This window comes from Candidatus Poriferisodalis sp., from assembly GCF_965237655.1.
Taxonomy (GTDB): domain Bacteria; phylum Actinomycetota; class Acidimicrobiia; order Acidimicrobiales; family Poriferisodalaceae; genus Poriferisodalis.
Genome location: NZ_CBDEGB010000001.1, coordinates 210,579 through 228,939, shown reverse-complemented (window position 1 = coordinate 228,939; position 18,361 = coordinate 210,579). Strand labels below are relative to the sequence as shown.

Sequence of the window (18,361 nt, the reverse complement as noted above, 5' to 3'; positions counted from 1 at the left end):
ACGCGCATGTGGATCCTTGAGAACGCCTACCTCATCCCGCTGATCCCGGCGATCTCCTTCGTCGTCATCTTGCTGTTCGGCCGCAGCATCATCGGCATCGAGCGGGTCCAGAAGGTGGGCATCACCGCCGTGGGCATCGTGTGGGTGCTTTCAATGATCGCGGCAGTGTCGTGGATCACCCAGGTGGAAGACAGCGCATCATCGGGCGGCCCGGAGGACCACGCACTCGTCGAAGTCAACGAGGGGCTGAATGCGACGAGCGCGGGCGCAGCCGTTGACGGCGATCTGTACCTCGCCGCCGAAGACGATGGTCACGCCGAAGACGATGGTCACGCCGCGGCCGGCCCCGATCCGGTCATCTCCAAGTTCGGCAGCTGGTGGTCGACTGGCGGTATCGACTTCGCCGTGGGCACGCTCGTCGACGGCCAGACCGTGCTGCTGCTGGTGGTGGTCACGTCTATCTCACTGCTCGTGCACATCTACTCCAGCGAGTACGTGAAGGGCGACAGGCGCTTCGTCCACTACTTCGCCTTTTTGAGCCTGTTCACCGCCGCGATGCTCATCTTCGTCATGGCCCAGAACCTGATCCAGATGATCGTGGGTTGGGAGCTGGTGGGCGTCTGCAGCTTCGTGCTCATCGGACATTGGTGGGAGGAACGTCCAAACTCCGATGCCGCGGTGAAGGCCTTCCTGACCAACCGGGTCGGCGATATCGGCCTGATCGTCGGCGTGATCATCCTGTTCGGCACGTTCGGCACGTTCGGCATTCACGACATCAACGTGAAGATCGGCGAGGCGAGTCGCGACGCGAGTGAAACCGGGACCGCCAACCCGTACCACTTTGCCCTGTTGATGGCGTCGATCGCGCTCATGGCAGCGGTGTGCTCCAAGTCGGGCCAGTTCCCGCTACATACGTGGCTGCCTGACGCCATGGCCGGACCCACTCCTGTCTCAGCCCTGATCCACGCGGCGACCATGGTCGTGGCCGGTGTGTTCATGATCGGCCGCCTGTACCCGGTCTTCTACGAGGGCTTTGCCATCGGCTCCTCGGCGATCAACTTGATGGCGTTCATCGGCGGCTTCACGGCCCTGATCGGTGCGGGGCTGGCCTTCGCCCAGTGGGACATCAAGAAGGTACTGGCCTACTCGACGGTCAGCCAGCTCGGCTACATGGTGATGGCGCTCGGCGTGGGCGCCTGGACCGCCGCCATGTTCCACCTGTTCACCCACGCCTTCTTCAAGGCCTGCCTGTTCCTGGGAGCCGGCTCGGTCAGCCACGCAGCGCATCACACCTTCGACATTCGCGAGATGGGCGGCCTTCGCAAGTACATGCCGCACACCTACAGGACGTTCGTGATCTCGACACTGGCGCTGGCGGGCATCTTCCCGTTCGCGGGGTTCTGGTCGAAGGATGAGATCCTGCTGGGGGCGCTCGCCGGCCAAGAGCGCGCGTACCCGCTCATGCTGATCTTCGGCTGCGTTGTGGCGCTACTCACCGCCGCCTACATGACACGGGTCATCTGGTACACGTTCTGGGGCGAATACCGGGGTCACGGCCACCCGCACGAATCACCCAAGGTGATGACCGTGCCGCTGTGGATCCTTGCCGGCATGGCGGTGGTGGCCGGTGTGTTCAACCTGCCGACCGGGGCGCTGTCGCCGTTCGGACTCGAGGGCTTCGCGCACCGCATCCAGACCTACGCCGAGCCGTCGCATTACCTGAATGCCCTCGGCCTGTCGCATCCCGATCCGTCGCTGATGATGGCGCTCGTCGGCCTCGTGCTGGCGCTCGCGGGCATCGCCATCACGTTCATGTACTACTGGCGCAACACCGGACCGCACGGGCTGACCGAGCGCAACCGCTACGCCAAGGCTGGGCACACGTTCCTCGAGAACAAGTACTACCTCGACCACCTCTACACCGACATCGTGGTGGGCTCGATCAAGGCGCCCATCGCTCGTGCCGCCAACTGGGTCAACGACAACGTGATCGACAAGGTCGTCAATACCGCCGGCGAGTCGGCCCGCGACGGCGGCAAGTGGGTGTACCGCTGGATCGACCAGGGCACCATCGACAACACCGTCAACGCGCTCGGCACCGGTGCCGATGCAGGCGGTCAGGGTCTGCGGGTGATGCAGACCGGCAAGGTCCAGAACTACGGCTCGCTGCTGTTCGGCACCGCGGCCGTGGTTGCCATCGTGTTCGTGATCGTCCTGTGACCAGCGAAATGACACAGAGACATGCAACAGGGTCGTAAGCAAGAGGGAGCTTCGTAGTGGACGCAACTGGATTCGACGCTTGGGCGCTGACGCTCGCGGTGTTCCTGCCGGTCGTCGGCGCGCTCGTGATGATGCTGGTGCCGCGTGCGCGCGAGGTCGAGCTGAAGCTGATCGCGCTCATCTCGTCGCTGGCAGCACTGGCTGTCGGGGTGTACCTGCTGTTCGCCTTCGACTACGGCAATGCGGGGTCGCTGCAGTTCGTCGTGGAAAAGGGATGGATCAACGCGATCGACGCCGACTACATCCTGGGTCTCGACGGGCTGTCGATGCCGCTGCTGATCCTGTCGATGGTGATCATTCCGCTGTGCGTCATCTACTCGTGGGAGCACATTCCCGAGCCGGGCAACGCCAAGGCGTTTCTGATTCTGATACTGATTCTGGCGTCGGGCATGAACGGCACCTTCGTGGCGCAGGACCTGATCCTGTTCTTCGTCTTGTTCGAAGTCGTGCTGCTGCCGATGTACTTCATGATCGGCGTGTGGGGCGGCGAGAACCGCCGTTACGCCTCGCTGAAGTTCTTCCTGTTCACGCTGTTCGGCTCGGCACTGATGATCGTCAGCTTCGTGGCGCTGTATTTCGTGGCCACCGGCGACAACGGGCTGGTGTTGAACTCGTTCGACATGCGGGTGCTGGCAAGAGCGGCTGGCGGCGATCTGGCCCGGGGCACCCAGGCGATCATCTTCGCCGGCCTGTTCATGGGCTTCGGCATCAAGGTGCCGATGTTCCCCTTCCACACCTGGCTGCCCGATGCGCACACTGAGGCACCCACGGTGGGCTCGGTGATCCTGGCGGCGATCTTGCTGAAACTCGGCACCTACGGCTTCGTGCGGATTGCACTGCCGTTCCTGCCCGAGGGTGCAGCAGCGTGGGCGCCGTGGATCGGCCTGCTGGCGGTGATCGGCATCATCTACGGCGCGTTGGGATGCCTCGCACAGACCGACATGAAACGCCTCATCGCCTTCAGCTCGGTGGCCCACATGGGGTTCGTGATGCTGGGCATCTCCACGCTGACCGACTTCGGCATCAACGCCGCAGTGTTCGGCATGGTGGCACACGGGATCATCACCGGGATGCTGTTCTTCCTGGCCGGCTCGATCAAGGAGCGCTATCACACGCTGGAGATCAGCCGCCTGGGCGGGTTGCTCTCCTCGGCGCCCCGGATGGGCTGGATCCTGGGCATCTCCGCAATGGCATCGCTGGGCCTGCCCGGCCTGGCTGGTTTCTGGGGCGAGTTCCCGGCCATCCTGTCGGCCTACAACCCCGGTGCTGGTCTTCCAGAAGAGACATTCCGCACCTACATGGTGATCGCGGCGGTGGGCACGGTGTTCGCCGCCGGCTACCTGCTGTGGCTCTTCCAGCGCAGCGCGTTCGGCGAGCCGCCCCCGGAGTGGGACGGCCACGTCATCGCAGACGTGAACCGCTACGAGTGGATGGCGTGGGCGCCGCTGATCGTGGCCATGGTGCTGTTCGGTATTTTCCCGAACCTGATCTTCGGCATGGTCGATGACGTGTCGACCGGCATCGCCGAGAGCATCGAAGCTGCCGTGGGCCGGAGCTGACGATGGCGCTGACCATGGACCTCGGGGCGGTTCTCGCGTTTGTACGACCGGCACTTGACTGGCACGCGCTTGCACCCGAGCTGACCCTGCTTGGCGTCGGCACGCTCGTCACAGTGGCCGACATCGCATTCGACGATCGCGCCAAGCGGATCATGCCGACGCTGGCCGGCGTCGGACTGCTGGTCACGCTGATACCGATCCTGACCCTCGCGGCCGACGGTGCCGAGCGGCCCATGTTCGGCGGGGCGTACGTCGTCGATGACTTCTCGCTCGTGCTCAAGGCGCTGTTCATCGTGGCCGGCTACATCGTGGTGCTGATGTCAGTCGACTATGTGCGTGACGGCGACTACTACGAGAACGAGTACTACACGCTGCTGCTGACGTCGCTGCTGGGCATGGTGATGATGGCCAGCTCGCGCGACCTGGTGAGCGTGTTCGTGGCGCTGGAGCTGCTGTCGATCCCCGCGTACATGCTGGCGGCGTGGCGTAAAGGCGGCCCGCGCTCCAACGAAGCCGGTTTGAAGTACTACCTGATGGGTGTGTTCGCCTCGGCGGTCATGTTGTACGGCATGTCGCTGCTGTTCGGCGTGGCCGGCGGCACTGACTTCGGGACAATTGCAACAGCGCTGAAGGGCGAGGGCTCGAGCCCGATCGTCATCGTGGCAGTCCTGTTCGTGCTGATCGGCTTTGCTTTCAAGGTGTCGGCCGTGCCCTTCCACACGTGGGCGCCCGATACCTATGAGGGTGCTCCGACGCCGGTCACGGCGTTCCTGTCGGTGGCCTCCAAGGCGGCGGGCATGGTGGCGTTGCTCGGGCTGGTGTTTGTGGCGTTCGAGGGCGCTGCCGATGTCGTTCAGCCGTTCTTCTGGGCGCTGGCTGTGGTGACGATGACGGTGGGCAACCTGATCGCGCTGCGCCAGACCAACATCGTGCGCATGCTGGCGTACTCGGGCGTGGCACAGGGCGGCTTCATGCTCGTGCCGTTTGCGGTTGCCTACTCCGAGAGCACCGCGGGCACCCTGGCGAGCGCCCGAGAGGCCGTGATCGTCTACCTCATCATCTATGCCTTCATGAACCTGGGGGCGTTCAGCGTTGTGCTGGCGGTGTCGCGTCGCACCCGTTCTGGCGTGATCGACAGCTACGCCGGACTGTTCCGCTATGCGCCCGGCATGGCGGTGCTCATGACGCTGTTCCTGGCGGCCCTTGCCGGGATTCCGCCGACAGGCGGGTGGTTCGCCAAGTTCGTCGTGTTCCGGGCGCTGGCTGATGCGAGCACGCCCGCGGCCTGGGTGCTCGCCGCGATCGTGGCCGTGAACGCAGTGATTGCCTTCGGCTACTACGCCCGGGTGCTGGTGCAGATGTGGATTCAGCCGGTGCCCGAGATGGTGGAGCTCGGCGTGGACACACGAGACGACACCCATGACGAGCCGGCAGTCGAGTTGCCAGCCGAGGCAGGTGCCGACGAGGGTGGTCTTGTTGCCGTCGAGACTCGCTCGGCCACGATGGTGAAGTTCACCCCAGGTCCCATACCGATGACTGGGGCCTTGGCGGCAGCACTTGCCATCACCGCGGCCGCAACACTGGCGCTCGGGATCTTCCCCGGGTTGGTCAGTCACTTCGGCGATATCGCAACATTCGACTTCGGCGGCTGAGCGCTGGCGGAGCGCCATGCTCCGCCCTCCAGACTGATGCGGATGGCTGTGACTCAGCGCTTCGACGCGTACATGGACGAAGCGTTGTATGGCGATTCTGGCTTCTACGTGCAAGGGGGTCATCCCGGAGCGCGCGACGGCGATTTCGCGACCTCGGTGGAACTGGGCTCGCTGTTTGCTCGGTGCCTGGCTGGATACTTGGACCGCACGTGGCATGAGCTGGGTCGCCCCGACCCGTTCGTGGTGGTCGAGGGAGGTGCCGGCCGCGGGACGCTGTGCAGCGATGTGCTCGCCCATCTTGGCGAGTGCCGTGACGCGCTGCGCTACGTGATGGTCGAGCGTGTGGCTTCACAGCATTCTGAGGCACAGGCGCGGGTCGCCGCCCAGGATGTCGAGCAGCCAGTAGCGGCAGTGCCAGATCTTCCGTCGGGTCCGCTGGCGGGTGTGGTGCTTGCCAACGAGCTGCTCGACAATCTGCCGTTCCGCCTGCTCGAACGATCCCACGACGGCTGGCAGGAAGTGCACGTGCAGCGCAGCGAGTCTGCTGCCGTCGAGGTGCTTGTTGCCGCCGGGGCGGACGCCGTCAACATGGCCGCCGCACTGGCCCCCGAAGCGGGCGTCGGCGCACGAATCCCATTGCAGCTGCGGGCAGCTGTGTGGATGCGACGTGCGCTGGGCCTGCTGAGTCGCGGTCGCGTGTTGATCTTCGACTACGGGGTGCGCAGGACTGCCGAGCTGGCAGCGCGGCCGCCGGTCGACTGGCTGCGGACCTACCGCTCCCAACGCCGAGGGCACGACCCGCTGCGCGAGCCCGGCACTGCAGACATCACCTGCGAGGTGGCCTTCGATCAATTGCCGCCCGGTGCCGCATTGAGCTCTCAGGCCGACTGGCTCAGCGCAGCCGGCATCGACACGCTGACCGCAGGGGTACGGGCACTGTGGGAACGCAGCCGGACGGCCCCCACAGCCGAAGCCCTTGCTGCGAGGGCCCTGCTTGACGAGGCATCGGCGCTGACCGATCCCGATCGCTTCGGCGCCTTCTGGGTTGCTGAGTGGCGCACCGGCTGACCAGATTTGGGATATCTCTCATGCGTTGCGTCTCGCTGTGGGCCGCTTGGCGGGCGGCAACTACTCTGCGAATCTGGCTGCGCAGCCCGGGCGTTGCCGATCCGGGTCATTCGGTTGCAGCACGACGAGACAGGGGTACCGATGGCTGACGCAACGACTCAAGCGACGATCGAGGACTACTACGTCGAGGACCGCGTCTTCGAGCCCTCCGACGAGTTCCGATCCGCAGCGCTTGTGGCAGACCGGTCGCTGTACGACCAAGCAGCTGAGGACCGGCTGGCGTTCTGGGCTCGACAGGCCCGCGAGCACGTCACTTGGTTCCGCGACTTCGACACCGTGCTCGAGTGGGATCTGCCCTTCGCCAAGTGGTTCATCGGCGGCACGCTGAACGTCTCGTACAACTGCCTGGACCGTCACGTCACCGCCGGCCGCGGCGACAAGGTGGCCTACTGGTGGGAGGGCGAGCCAGGGGATACACGCACCATCACCTACGCCGACCTGCTCGACGAGGTGTGCAAGTTCGCCAACGTGTTGAAGGGCCTCGGTGTCGAGCGCGGCGATCGCGTGTGCATCTACATGCCGATGATCCCCGAGCTGCCGGTGGCGATGCTGGCGTGCGCCCGCATCGGCGCCGCCCACTCGGTGGTATTCGGCGGGTTCTCGGCCGACTCGCTGTCGGACCGGATCGACGACGCCTCGGCGAAGCTGCTCATCACCGCCGACGGCGGCTACCGCCGCGGCGAGCCATTCGGACTAAAGGACACTGCCGACGCCTCGGTGGCCGCGACGAACTCCATCGAGAACGTGGTCGTCGTGCAGCGCACCGGCCAGGACGTGTCATGGAACGGCGACGTCGACCACTGGTACCACGACCTGATGGCCGGTGCGGGGGACGAATGCCCGCCCGAGCACATGGACTCAGAGGATCTTCTGTACCTGCTGTACACCTCGGGCACCACGGCCAAGCCGAAGGGCATCATGCACACCACCGGGGGCTATCTCACTCAGGTGGCATTTACGCATCGCTACGTGTTCGACCTCAAGCCCGACGCCGACGTGTTCTGGTGCGCAGCCGACATCGGCTGGGTGACCGGCCACAGCTACATCGTCTACGGACCACTCGCCAACGGTGCGTCGTCGGTCATGTACGAGGGCACGCCGGACACGCCGCGCCCGGAGTTCCGCGACGACGACCGGGCAGCGTGGCCGAAGGACCGGCTGTGGGACATCATCGAGCGCTACGGGGTGACCCAGCTGTACACAGCGCCGACAGCCATCCGCACGTTCATGAAGTGGGGTTCAGCAGAGGTCGAGCGGCACGATCTCTCCAGCCTGCGGGTGCTCGGCACGGTCGGCGAGCCGATCAATCCCGAGGCTTGGATGTGGTACCACACCCACATCGGCGGGGGCACCTGCCCGATCGTGGACACCTGGTGGCAGACCGAGACCGGCGGCCACATGATCACCCCGCTGCCGGGCGTCACCACCACCAAACCCGGTTCAGCCACTCATGCGCTGCCCGGCATCTCGGTGGAGCTGGTGGACGATGCCGGCAATGTCGTGGAGCGTGGCGGCGGCTACCTGACCATCACAGAGCCGTGGCCCTCGATGCTGCGAGGCATCTGGGGCGACCCGGAGCGCTACCGCGAGACCTACTGGAGCGCGTATGAGGGCCGCTACTTCGCCGGGGACGGCGCAAAGATCGACGGCGGCGGCTACCTGTGGCTGCTCGGGCGTGTCGACGACGTGATGAACGTCTCTGGCCACCGGATATCGACGACCGAGGTGGAATCGGCGCTCGTCGACCATCCGTCGGTTGCCGAGGCCGCCGTGGTCGGCGCGACCGACGCCACCACCGGCCAGGCCATCGTGGGCTACGTCATCCTGCGCGGCGGCCACGAGGCCTCCGATGCGTTGCGGGAAGAGGTGCGACAGCACGTCTCCACCAAGCTGGGGGCCATCGCCCGGCCCAAGGCGGTGGTGCTGGTGCCGGACTTGCCCAAGACCCGCTCGGGCAAGATCATGAGGCGTCTGCTGCGCGACGTGGCCGAGGGACGCCAGCTCGGTGACACCACCACACTGGCCGACGCGGGCGTGGTGGACGAGATACGCACCCGCGCAGCCGAAGCTCCGAGCGAAGACTGAGCCAGCTTGGCTTCCTCCGACGGCGACTGGCCGTCGTACTGGTGGTGGCGGGCCGGGCCGGTGCCGCCCGGCGACTGCGTCATCGTCGACATCGACGGCGTGCTTGCAGACGCTGCCCACCGCCAGCATCACCTGGACGGCCCCTGGCGCGACTGGGACTCGTTCTTCGCCGACGTGGGCGACGACGATGTCCTCGAAGAGGTGGCCGAGTTGCTGGTGCTGCTGTCCCCCGACCTGGTGGTGGTGGCGCTCACGTCACGGCCGACGTGGGTGTCCGACGCCACCCTCACCTGGCTGGTGAAGCACGGGCTCCGCTGGGACCTGCTCATCATGCGGCCCATGGGCGATTTCCGGCCGTCGCCCATGTTCAAGAGCGATCAAACCCTTGCGTTGCAGGAACAAGGCTTCACCCCCCGCCTTGCCATTGACGACGACATGCGCAACGTGCGCATGTACCGCGACCTTGATCTGCCGACCCTCTACATCGACAGCGGCTACCACCCCCACTGACCCGGGTACGACGGCCTCGGACCTGACAGCATGAGCCGATGGCATCTACGGCGTTGGTGATCGGAGGCACGGGGCCGACGGGTCCCGGCGTCGTCAATGGCCTGATCAAACGCGGATACGAGACGAAGATCCTGCACACCGGGCGCCACGAGGTGGACACGATCCCGCCGAGCGTGGAGCACATCCACACGAACCCATTCCGCGCCGCCGAGGTCGAAGCAGCACTCGACGGTGCCACGTTCGATGTCGTCTATGCGATGTACGGGCGGCTGCGCGACTTGGTGCCATTCTTCGCCGGTCGCTGTGGGCAGTTCATTGCCGTCGGAGGAGTGCCGGCCTACAAGGGCTTCGCCCGCCCCAAGCTCAACTGGCCGCCCGGCATGCTCGTGCCGATCCGTGAGACCGCCGAGCGCGCCGTCGACGATTCCAACGACAAAGTGGCCAAGATCGTCGCCACTGAGGACATCGTCTTCGACCATCACCCCAGCGCCACCATCTTCCGCTACCCGCTCATCTACGGACCGGGCCAGATCAACCCCCGAGAGTGGCTGATCGTGCGGCGCATCATCGACGGTCGCCGGCGGGTCATCATCGCCGACGGCGGACTCACGCTGCGCACCGTCGCCTACGGCCCGAACGCCGGACATGCGCTCACCCTGGCCGTGGACCGTCCCGAGGTGGCTGCCGGCAAGGTGTACAACATCAGCGACGAGCACGTCCTCACAGCTCGTCAGACGATCGAGATCATCGCCGCCGCGCTCGATGTCGAACTCGACATCGTGAACCTGCCCGAAGAACTCGCCACTCCCGTACGTCCCTTCCTGGGCGGCGAGCACTCGCTTCACCAGATGACTGGCCCCGATCTGCTCATCAGCGACCTCGGGTACCGCGACCTCGTGCCTGCCGTCGAAGCGATCGGCGTGACGGCCCAGTACCTGCGCGACAACCCCATCGAGCGAGGCAGCATCACCGAGATGCGTCTGCAGGACCCGTTCGACTATGACGCCGAGGACGCTCTCATTGACGCCTACCGGGCTGCGATCGGGTGCGCCAGCGAACTCGCAGCCGACTATGACCCCGAGTTCCGGGACCGCTACGCCCCGGGCTCGGACGACTGGCGCCTCGTCGAAGCCAAGAACTGACGAGCACCCACAGCGGCTCCGGCACTGTTGCTCGCGACCACCGCGAAGCTGGTCGTCACTAGCCTGAATCCCGACCGGCACATCCACTGTGGAGCGACGGAAAAGGGACAGCGAACAAAGTGCGCAACACGGCCAAGACCACCGTTCTTCTGGCAGGTCTCGCCGGCCTGATCCTGTGGATCGGCAGCTTCTGGGGCCAAAGCGGCCTCACCATCGCGGTCATCATCGCCCTGGTCATGGTGGGCGGCAGCTACTGGTTCAGCGACAAGCTGGCGATCCGCTCCGCCCGGGCTCAGGAAGTCCAGCCGCATCAGCTCCCTGAGTACTGGACGATCATGCGCGAGCTCACCGAGCTGTCCGGCCTGCCCATGCCCCGGCTGTATGTCTCGCCCGACCCGCAGCCCAACGCCTTCGCCACTGGCCGCAATCCGAAGAACGCGGCGGTGTGCGTCACTGAAGGGCTCATCCGCCACCTCAGCTGGTACGAGATCCGCGGCGTGCTTGCCCACGAAATGGCCCACATCCGCAACCGGGACATCCTCATCGGCTCGGTGGCGGCAGCAGTCGCCACTGCAATCACGTTCGCAGCCCGGATGGCGTCATTCGCCTTGATCTTCGGGGGCGGCGGGCGCGACAACGACCGCAACCCGTTCGGCGAAATCCTGCTCATCATCCTTGCGCCGATCGCCGCGATGCTGCTGCAGATGGCCATCAGCCGCAGCCGCGAGTACCAGGCAGACCGCACCGCAGCCCGGCTCATCGGCGACGGGGAGCCACTCGCGCAAGCGCTTGCGAAGCTGGACGTGGCCTCGAAAATGGTCCCCAGCCTGGCTGACCCCAATCAGGCTCAGATGTACATCGCGAACCCGTTGGCCAGTCGCCGGATGGGCTTCAAGGGCCTGTTCACGACGCACCCGCCGATGGAGGAGCGCATCCGCCGCCTGCGTGACGGCACCTGGCAGGAAGCGATCTGAATCGGCTTTCTCGACCGGCGAGCTGAGACGGCGAGCTGAGACGGCGAGCTGAACTCGGGCGTCAGTCCCGGAAGTTCTCGAACTGCAGCGGCACGTCGAAATCGCCAGCCTTGAACTCGGCGATGACCGCCTGCAGATCGTCCCGCTTCTTCGACATCACCCGCAGCTGATCGCCTTGGGTCTGCGACTGCACGCCCTTGATGCCCAGCCCCTTGATGAACTTGTTCAGTTCCCGGGCCCGGTCCGATGAGATGCCTGCTTGCAGAGCGGCTTCCTGGCGAACTGTCCCACCGGAGGCCTCCTCGACGTTGCCGTAGTGGACGGCCTTCAAGCTGACCTGGCGGCGCACGAGCTTCTCTTCGAGCACGACCCGCATCGCCGTAAGCCGATCTTCAGTGCTTGAGCGCATGGCGATAGCGCCTTCGCCCAGCTCCACGGCACTGCCGGTGTTGCGGAAGTCGTACCGGTTGGCGACCTCGCGGGAAGCCTGATCCACGGCGTTGCGGATCTCCTGCATGTCCACTTTGGAAACGACGTCGAATGAAGGCATAAGCGCAAGCTACCGACGCGAATCAGGCAGCAGACCGTGGGTCTTGTGGTGCTCTGGGCCTTACCGACGGTGTCGCGTGCGCCGGTAGCCTGCCCACTTCTGGGGTCGGTGCCCGAGCGGACAAAGGGAGCGGGCTGTAAACCCGTCGGCTACGCCTACGGAGGTTCGAATCCTCCCCGGCCCACCAGTGTGATTCAGCGGCCGGCGGTGAAGCCGCCGTCGATGGGGTAGAGGCTGCCGGTGATGTAGCTGGCTTCGTCGGAAGCCAGGAACGCCACCAGCGCAGCGACTTCGTGGGGTTCGCCGTAGCGCTGCACGGGCAGGCGTTCGGTGAACCTCGGCAAGCTCTACCGGTGGTTGCAAGTGAGTTGAGTGTAGATGTCGGTGGCTGATTGCCAGTTGTGGAGTCGGCGGGGCATGTGGTTGAGGTTGTCCTCGATGACTGAGAGCCGCAGCTGCCCGATGTCGAGGCTGGTGCCTTTGGGGAGCCATCGGCGCAGCAGCGCGTTGGTCTGCTCGTTGGTGGGTCGCTGCCACGGCGAGCGCGGCTCGCAGAAGAACACTTCGATGCCGAGCGCGGCTTCGATGTCGGCCCAGCGGGCCATCTCGCGACCTTGGTCCCAGGTGAGGGTGCGCACGAGCGCGGGGGGCTGGCGAGCGAGCGCCGCGGTGACCGCGGCGGCGACCTGGGGCGCGCTGTAGCCGTCGGGCAGCGCTGCGGTGACCGCGTAGCGGCTGGTGCGCTCGGCGAGCGTGACCGCAGCGGTGAGGTTCGCTTTGCCGACGATGAGGTCGCCTTCCCAGTGGCCTGGCTGCGTGCGGTCCTCGACGTCGGCGGGCCGGTCGGCTATCGGCCGGTATTGCCCCAGCGGGCTGGGCTTTTGGGCCTGCGCGACGCTGCGCGGCCGACGGCGCCGGCAGCGCCGCGGCAGCTTCGCCCAGGTGCCGGCGGGCAGGCCGCTGCGCGGGTCGTTCGCGTAGCACGCCCGGTAGATGGTCTCCGCGCACACGCTCATGCCCGCCTCGCGCAGGTCCGCCGCCGTCGCGTGCGGGGACCACCTCAGCTTCAAGCGCTCATCGACCGCGGCGGCCAGCACCCGATCGCGCGCCAGCTTGGGCGTTCGCTCTCGTCGCGCCCTCGCGCATGCCGCCGCGTGCGCCGCGCGGGCGTCATAGGCCCCCCGCCCGCCGCAGCGGGCCAGCTCGCGATGCACCGTGGACCGATCACGGCCCAGCCGCTGCGCTGCGTCCGCGACGCTGCGGCCCGCCCCCAGCGACGACTCGATGAACACCCGCTCATCCAAACTCAGCCTCGCTGCCATACTGGACACCTCCACCGGTCGGTTGCACGTGTTGGCAACGGTCATCATGACCGTTCACTTGCAACCACCGATGGAGTTCGCCCTCTTACGGATCTCGTCGGCGTCATCGCCACCGATGTAGGCCTCCAGCCGGCGCGTCATGCGCGTCTCAATGGGCCCAGGGCACACGGCGTTGACCCGCACACCTGACGTCGCGAGCTCCAGCGCTGCGGATTTCGTGAGCCCCGCAACGGCGTGCTTGCTCGCCGAGTACGGAGAGATGCCTCGGGCGCCGAGCAGGCCAGCCACCGATGCCGTGTTCACGATGGCCCCACCGCCGCTTGCGATCATGGCCGGGGCGGCGTACTTGATGCCGAGCCACACGCCGCGCACGTTGACCGCAATGACCTGGTCAAAAGACTCTTCGGAGTACTCGATCATCGGGGCGGAGGCGCCCTCGATGCCGGCGTTGTTGAACAGGACGTCGACGCGTCCGAAAGCCTCCTGAGCAGCGTCGACGTAGCCGGCGACTTGGGCGGAATTGGTGACATCGGCGGGCACGGCCAGCGCTGCGCCACCCGCGTCTTCGATGGCCGCTACCGCGGCGTCGAGGTCGGCCGACGCCAAGTCCACCGCAACCACCGACGCCCCCTCTGAGGCAAACCGGGCACAGGCCGCCAGCCCGATTCCCCCGGCCGCCCCCGTCATGATCGCCACTCGCCCTGTGAACCTGCTCATCAAGTCGCTCCATGTCGTCGATTCAAGAGTCCCGACGACGGTAGCGAGGTGCAGGCAAACCCGCCGAACCGGCACGCCACTCCAGGCTTCGAGAAATTCTTGAAAGGCATCAAGGTCCACGGGGCTAGCTTCACGCCCGTCATGGAATTGCGATTCAAGCCCTACCCGGAAGCGCACAGTCTCTTGAGCCGTGTGGACGACGATTCAAACCAGCTGACGCTCGACTTGAGCGAGGTGGAATTCGTCAAGCCGTCACTGCTCTTCGCAGCAGCCGCAGTGGCGTCCGCGCATCGTGATCAGCATGGCGATGCGCCGCGCTTTGTGCTGCCGAACAAGGGCGATCCGTGCGTCTACGCGAGCCGTATGTCGCTCGGCGAAGTCCTCTCCGACGTGGGCATCGGTATTCGGGCTTCATTGGCTGGCACTCAGCACGAGCGTGATGACGACCGGAGCGCGATCGAGGCGTCCGTAGAGCCACGCGTGACATCGGTCCGAGACAAGCCACGCGGTGTCGGATTGCCGAATCTCCTTGGGTGGGTGACCGCGATGGGCGGCGGGTTGACGATTCGTTCCGGGCGGGCGGCGATCGAGTATCGCCATCAACCAAACTCGACGATGCCGCGTGCGACGTTCTCGCATGTCGATGCGGTAGACGGCACCTTGGTAGCGGGTTGGGTACCGTGTTGACCACAGAGCAAGCAGGAGGGGCCACGGCGATGGCTACGACGCTGGCGGCGCCGCCTCGGATTGGCGGGCGGGAACTGCCACGCGAACTGTTTGAAGCCAGCGGCCGGCCTGAGGATCTCTCAGGCACCGCACTCGTAGTTGACTTCGAGCAGCGCACCCTGTACACGATCTCGTTCGTCGACGAACTCGTGTACGAAGCACTGGTGGCTCGCAAGTGCGAACGGCTCACTTTGCGTGGGCTGTCCGAGCGGCTGCAACAGGTAGCGACAGACGCCGCCGAGTACCACATCGTCAGCGAGCGTTTGGACTTGTCGTCCTAGCGTCTTGTCGTTTCTCCCTAACAGCGCGTCGGGCTAGTGCTGTGTCCGCAAACGTTCGTCGGGTTGGTGTCCGCGTGGCGGGGTGTGGTTTGTGGTTTGGTCGGGGGTATGAGTGAGCGTGTTCGGGTCCGTCGGTTGACCCATGAAGAAGGCCAGGCGTTGCAGCGGATCGTGCGTCGCGGCGCCGACAAGTCGCCGGGGTCTCATGTGCGATGGCGGCGTGCGGTGGTGATCCATGCGTCGGCGGGCGGGAACTCGGTGCCGGTGATCGCGCAGCTGGCGGCGACGTCGCCTGATCGGGTGCGCGAGATGATCCACAGGTTCAACGAGTCGGGGATGGTGTCGTTGGACCCTCAGTGGGCGGGTGGCCGTCCCCGCCGGATCACGACTGACGATGAGGCGTTCATCGTCGAGACGGCCCGCACCCGCCCGCGCAAGCTGGCTCAGCCGTTCACTCGGTGGAGCATCCGCAAGCTCGCGACGTACCTGGCCGACAACCCGACCCGGGTGGTGCAGGTCGGCCGGCAGCGGCTGCACGAGATCCTCACCGAGTCAGGCATCACGTTCCAGCGCACCAAGACCTGGAAGGAGTCCAACGACCCTGACCGTGACGCGAAGCTGGACCGCATCGAGCATGTGGCGGACAAGCAACCGGACCGGGTGTTCGCGTTCGACGAGTTCGGGCCGCTGGCCATTCACCCGACCGGCGGGGCGTGCTGGGCGCCGCGGTCGCGTCCCCAGCGGCTGCGCGCGAACTACAACAAGCTCCACGGGGTGCGCCAGTTCCACGGCTGCTACAGCGTCGGCGACGACGAGCTGTGGGGTGTCGTGCGGCGCCGCAAGTCCGCAGCCAACACCCTCGCAGCGCTCAAGACCATCCGCGCCCGGCGCCCTGACGGCGAGCCGGTCTATGTGATCTTGGACAACCTGTCCGCCCACAAAGGCACCGACATCGCCAGATGGGCCAAGCGCAACAAAGTCGAGCTGTGCTTCACCCCGACCTACAGCTCATGGGCGAACCCCATCGAAGCGCACTTCGGGCCGCTGCGCGAATTCGTGCTCAACAACTCCGACCACCCCAACCACACCGTGCTCACCCGCCGCCTGCACGCCTACCTGCGCTGGCGCAACGCCAACAAACGCTCACCCGAACTGCTCGCAGCCCAACGGCGCGAACGAGCCAGAACCCGAGCCGAAAAACAACAACGATGGGGCCGACCCGCCAAAGCAGCCGCATGACCAAAGCGCGCAAACGTTTGCGGACACAGCACTAGTCGGCGTGACGGCAGAGGACCATGCGGGTGGGGGAATACACCATCACGAGCTTGCCGTGCTGGTTGAAGACCTCGTTGCGGGTGGTCACGATGCCGCGGTCGCCCCGTGAGGTGAGTCGGGCCGCGGTGACCTCGGCGACCACCTGCAGGGTGTCACCGACGAACGTGGGCCCCTTCACCTCGACAGTGGCGCCCAAGTAGGCCACGCCGGTACCGGCAATGGCGCCGCCGCTGATGATCAGCCCTTCAGCCAGCGACATCACCAGGCTGCCCGGCACGAGTCTCCCGTCATAGCCGGCGCGCTCGGCGGCGGTGGCATCCAGGAAGAGCCCCTCGGCGAAGCCGAACTGCGTGGCATATACCACCAGGTCGGTCTCGGTGATGGTTCGGCGGCTTGTGCTCCAGCGCTTGCCGACGGGTTGCTCGTTAAAGGTCCAGCCCCGATGCGGCCGAGGCGGGAGTCCGGGGATCGCCCCCGAACCACTGCTGCTCTGATCGTCACTCATGTCGCCTCCTCGCCCTGAGTCTGGCAGTGCAGTGTCTGGCAGTGCGGTGCACCCATCGTGTTGACTTGGTGCTGACGACAGGGGACGACGATGAGCGACACCGTGCTTGATCGATCTGGGCTTGATCAACCGAGGCTTGATCGACCAGCACAACCGGTCGTCGACGAAGAAACCATCGAGCGTTTTCGCGCTGATGGCGTCGTGGCGCTGCGCAACGTTGTCGACGCCGAGTGGGTTGAGCGGTTGCGCGAGGGTGTGGCTGCCGAAATGGCGAGCCCGAGCCCGACTGCACACGCCTATGAGTCGACCGGGTTCTTCGGGGGGCTGGACCTGTGGCGTAACCATTCGGTGTTCGAAGAGTTCGTCCTCCACTCGCGCCTCGGCGAGTACGCGTCGGCCATGTTCGGCTCGCCGACGGTTCGCATGTACTACGACCAACTCTTCGTCAAGGCGCCCGGTGCCAGCCAGCCGGTGCCGTGGCACAACGACCAGCCTTACTGGCCGATCTCGGGACGCCAGGTGATGTCGTTCTGGATCGCCCTCGACGAGGTAGACGCCACCAGCGGCCGGGTCGAGTACGTGCGGGGTTCGCACGCCTGGGACCGCTGGTTCCAGCCCCGCACCTTCGCACCGACCAACGCTCACGACTACACGCAGAACCCTGACTACGAGCCCGCGCCCGATGTCGAGGCTGACCGCGACGCCTACGACATCGTGTCGTTCGATCTTCAGCCGGGTGACGCCATCGCGTTCTGGGCGATGATCCTGCACGGTTCGCGGGGCAACTCGAACCCCGGCCGCGCCCGCCGGGGCTACGCCGTGCGCTATATCGGCGACGACGTCCGGTACGACCCCCGCATCGGCACGGCCGACGCGCTGCACTATGCCGAGCTGGAACCCGGCTCGCCGATGGCGACTGACCACTACCCGATCGTGTGGCCCCGGTCGGCCTGAGCTGCCGCGCAGCCCTGGCTAGCCGCCGGACTCAACCCCTTCCACGAACCGAACAGGAGCTCTCGTGCACAAACACGCTTCGACCGCCCAGATCGATGCCGTTGCGGAAGGCGACCCCGACCAACCGGTCGTGATGCTCAACCTGCTGCGCTACCGCGAGACCGCCGAGTCGGGCTATGGCGTCGACGGCCTGTCCGGAGAGGCCGCCTACCGGGATTATGGACGCCGCTTTGCCGAGCTGCACCCTCGATTCGGCGGCGAGCCGATCTGGATGGGGCGTGCCGGGCACACGGCGATCGGCCCGAACTCGGAGCAGTGGGACATTGCCATCCTGGTTCGCTATCCCACACGCGCCCAGTTCGTTGCGATGTTCCGCGACCCTGACTACTTGGCCATCGCGCCTGTCCGAGCGGCAGCGCTGGAAGATTCCCGCATCATCGAGACCACCCAGCTTCTGCCAAGGGTCTGAACGCGGCGGCAGCTCCGCCGACCCTGGTCTGTCAGCCGATGCGGACTGCTACGCGTTGACTAGCCCTGATTATTCACGAGAATGCCTGTTCAGGGTTTATGGGTTGTGTTTTGGTGTGTCGGGCGGGTTTGTCGGCTTGACGGGACCCGGTGGGTGTTGTTTGGTGCCGCTGGGGTGGTCGCAGGGCCGGTGTTGGACCCTGACATGGGTGTGTGGGCGCGACGGGTCGGCC

At 65.9% G+C, this 18,361-nt stretch carries 18 protein-coding genes and 1 tRNA gene; 14 read left to right on the top strand and 5 right to left on the bottom strand.

Features of this window, described 5'->3' with window-relative positions:
• Nucleotides 1–6: 6 nt before the first annotated feature.
• From nuoL to ACPXYO_RS01095, 8 genes are all read left to right on the top strand, one after another.
• A complete protein-coding gene (nuoL, locus tag ACPXYO_RS01130) occupies nt 7–2,220 on the top strand; it encodes an NADH-quinone oxidoreductase subunit L (RefSeq protein ID WP_423915986.1) in 2,214 nt (737 codons plus the stop codon).
• A 56-nt stretch (nt 2,221–2,276) separates the two neighbouring features.
• The gene (locus ACPXYO_RS01125; protein WP_423915984.1) at nt 2,277–3,839 is read left to right on the top strand and encodes a complex I subunit 4 family protein; all 1,563 of its coding nucleotides are present in this window, start codon (nt 2,277–2,279) and stop codon (nt 3,837–3,839) included.
• 2 nt (nt 3,840–3,841) lie between these two features.
• Nucleotides 3,842–5,491, top strand: a complete 1,650-nt coding sequence (locus tag ACPXYO_RS01120; protein ID WP_423915982.1) for an NADH-quinone oxidoreductase subunit N — start codon at nt 3,842–3,844, stop codon at nt 5,489–5,491.
• A 42-nt stretch (nt 5,492–5,533) separates the two neighbouring features.
• Nucleotides 5,534–6,559 (top strand): SAM-dependent methyltransferase, encoded by a 1,026-nt coding sequence (locus ACPXYO_RS01115; RefSeq protein WP_423915980.1) that lies wholly within the window; start codon nt 5,534–5,536, stop codon nt 6,557–6,559.
• Between the two features lie 141 nt (nt 6,560–6,700).
• Nucleotides 6,701–8,704, top strand: a complete 2,004-nt coding sequence (gene acs, locus ACPXYO_RS01110) for an acetate--CoA ligase (RefSeq protein WP_423915978.1) — start codon at nt 6,701–6,703, stop codon at nt 8,702–8,704.
• Nucleotides 8,705–8,710: 6 nt separating this feature from the next.
• Nucleotides 8,711–9,214: a hypothetical protein gene (locus tag ACPXYO_RS01105; RefSeq protein WP_420622083.1), complete on the top strand. Its 504-nt coding sequence runs from the start codon at nt 8,711–8,713 to the stop codon at nt 9,212–9,214.
• Between the two features lie 38 nt (nt 9,215–9,252).
• A complete protein-coding gene (locus ACPXYO_RS01100) occupies nt 9,253–10,356 on the top strand; it encodes a hypothetical protein (RefSeq protein ID WP_423915976.1) in 1,104 nt (367 codons plus the stop codon).
• A gap of 119 nt (nt 10,357–10,475) precedes the next feature.
• Nucleotides 10,476–11,330: a zinc metalloprotease HtpX gene (locus ACPXYO_RS01095; RefSeq protein WP_423915974.1), complete on the top strand. Its 855-nt coding sequence runs from the start codon at nt 10,476–10,478 to the stop codon at nt 11,328–11,330.
• Between the two features lie 61 nt (nt 11,331–11,391).
• Here the strand turns inward: ACPXYO_RS01095 and ACPXYO_RS01090 are convergent, their stop codons facing one another.
• Nucleotides 11,392–11,880 (bottom strand): YajQ family cyclic di-GMP-binding protein, encoded by a 489-nt coding sequence (locus ACPXYO_RS01090; RefSeq protein ID WP_423915973.1) that lies wholly within the window; start codon nt 11,878–11,880, stop codon nt 11,392–11,394.
• A gap of 102 nt (nt 11,881–11,982) precedes the next feature.
• On the opposite strand from ACPXYO_RS01090, the gene ACPXYO_RS01085 reads away from it, so the two are divergent.
• A tRNA-Tyr gene (locus ACPXYO_RS01085) sits at nt 11,983–12,067 on the top strand.
• 7 nt (nt 12,068–12,074) lie between these two features.
• On the opposite strand, the gene ACPXYO_RS01080 is transcribed toward ACPXYO_RS01085, so the two are convergent.
• Genes ACPXYO_RS01080 through ACPXYO_RS01070 form a run of 3 tightly spaced genes read right to left on the bottom strand, consistent with a single transcriptional unit; the run spans nt 12,075 to nt 13,919 of the window.
• Nucleotides 12,075–12,224: an SDR family oxidoreductase gene (locus ACPXYO_RS01080; protein WP_423915972.1), complete on the bottom strand. Its 150-nt coding sequence runs from the start codon at nt 12,222–12,224 to the stop codon at nt 12,075–12,077.
• A gap of 3 nt (nt 12,225–12,227) precedes the next feature.
• Entirely contained in the window at nt 12,228–13,202 is a 975-nt protein-coding gene (locus tag ACPXYO_RS01075; RefSeq protein ID WP_423915970.1) for an IS30 family transposase, read from the bottom strand.
• A gap of 54 nt (nt 13,203–13,256) precedes the next feature.
• Nucleotides 13,257–13,919 (bottom strand): SDR family NAD(P)-dependent oxidoreductase, encoded by a 663-nt coding sequence (locus tag ACPXYO_RS01070; RefSeq protein WP_423915968.1) that lies wholly within the window; start codon nt 13,917–13,919, stop codon nt 13,257–13,259.
• Nucleotides 13,920–14,060: 141 nt separating this feature from the next.
• On the opposite strand from ACPXYO_RS01070, the gene ACPXYO_RS01065 reads away from it, so the two are divergent.
• The 3 genes from ACPXYO_RS01065 to ACPXYO_RS01055 all read left to right on the top strand — a co-directional run bounded on the left by ACPXYO_RS01065 (nt 14,061) and on the right by ACPXYO_RS01055 (nt 16,165).
• Nucleotides 14,061–14,606 carry a hypothetical protein gene (locus tag ACPXYO_RS01065; protein WP_423915966.1) on the top strand — a complete coding sequence of 182 codons (546 nt, stop codon included), beginning with the start codon at nt 14,061–14,063 and terminating at the stop codon, nt 14,604–14,606.
• 29 nt (nt 14,607–14,635) lie between these two features.
• A complete protein-coding gene (locus tag ACPXYO_RS01060; RefSeq protein ID WP_423915964.1) occupies nt 14,636–14,926 on the top strand; it encodes a hypothetical protein in 291 nt (96 codons plus the stop codon).
• Between the two features lie 108 nt (nt 14,927–15,034).
• Nucleotides 15,035–16,165, top strand: coding sequence for an IS630 family transposase (locus tag ACPXYO_RS01055; protein WP_423915962.1), 1,131 nt, complete (start codon nt 15,035–15,037; stop codon nt 16,163–16,165).
• 31 nt (nt 16,166–16,196) lie between these two features.
• Here the strand turns inward: ACPXYO_RS01055 and ACPXYO_RS01050 are convergent, their stop codons facing one another.
• Entirely contained in the window at nt 16,197–16,706 is a 510-nt protein-coding gene (locus ACPXYO_RS01050) for a MaoC family dehydratase (RefSeq protein WP_423915961.1), read from the bottom strand.
• Nucleotides 16,707–16,796: 90 nt separating this feature from the next.
• On the opposite strand from ACPXYO_RS01050, the gene ACPXYO_RS01045 reads away from it, so the two are divergent.
• Both ACPXYO_RS01045 and ACPXYO_RS01040 read left to right on the top strand, forming a co-directional pair.
• Nucleotides 16,797–17,660, top strand: a complete 864-nt coding sequence (locus ACPXYO_RS01045; RefSeq protein WP_423915959.1) for a phytanoyl-CoA dioxygenase family protein — start codon at nt 16,797–16,799, stop codon at nt 17,658–17,660.
• A gap of 64 nt (nt 17,661–17,724) precedes the next feature.
• The gene (locus tag ACPXYO_RS01040; protein WP_423915958.1) at nt 17,725–18,129 is read left to right on the top strand and encodes a DUF1330 domain-containing protein; all 405 of its coding nucleotides are present in this window, start codon (nt 17,725–17,727) and stop codon (nt 18,127–18,129) included.
• Nucleotides 18,130–18,361: the final 232 nt, after the last annotated feature.

Coding starts and splice junctions, on each gene's coding strand:
- ACPXYO_RS01070 (WP_423915968.1), bottom strand. CDS start 13,919: ATGAGCAGGTTCACAGGGCGAGTGGCGATCATGACGGGGGCGGCCGGG.
- ACPXYO_RS01120 (WP_423915982.1), top strand. CDS start 3,842: ATGGCGCTGACCATGGACCTCGGGGCGGTTCTCGCGTTTGTACGACCG.
- ACPXYO_RS01055 (WP_423915962.1), top strand. CDS start 15,035: ATGAGTGAGCGTGTTCGGGTCCGTCGGTTGACCCATGAAGAAGGCCAG.
- ACPXYO_RS01115 (WP_423915980.1), top strand. CDS start 5,534: ATGGCTGTGACTCAGCGCTTCGACGCGTACATGGACGAAGCGTTGTAT.
- ACPXYO_RS01050 (WP_423915961.1), bottom strand. CDS start 16,706: ATGAGTGACGATCAGAGCAGCAGTGGTTCGGGGGCGATCCCCGGACTC.
- ACPXYO_RS01060 (WP_423915964.1), top strand. CDS start 14,636: ATGGCTACGACGCTGGCGGCGCCGCCTCGGATTGGCGGGCGGGAACTG.
- ACPXYO_RS01090 (WP_423915973.1), bottom strand. CDS start 11,880: ATGCCTTCATTCGACGTCGTTTCCAAAGTGGACATGCAGGAGATCCGC.
- ACPXYO_RS01045 (WP_423915959.1), top strand. CDS start 16,797: ATGAGCGACACCGTGCTTGATCGATCTGGGCTTGATCAACCGAGGCTT.
- ACPXYO_RS01100 (WP_423915976.1), top strand. CDS start 9,253: ATGGCATCTACGGCGTTGGTGATCGGAGGCACGGGGCCGACGGGTCCC.
- nuoL (WP_423915986.1), top strand. CDS start 7: ATGTGGATCCTTGAGAACGCCTACCTCATCCCGCTGATCCCGGCGATC.
- acs (WP_423915978.1), top strand. CDS start 6,701: ATGGCTGACGCAACGACTCAAGCGACGATCGAGGACTACTACGTCGAG.
- ACPXYO_RS01075 (WP_423915970.1), bottom strand. CDS start 13,202: ATGGCAGCGAGGCTGAGTTTGGATGAGCGGGTGTTCATCGAGTCGTCG.
- ACPXYO_RS01065 (WP_423915966.1), top strand. CDS start 14,061: ATGGAATTGCGATTCAAGCCCTACCCGGAAGCGCACAGTCTCTTGAGC.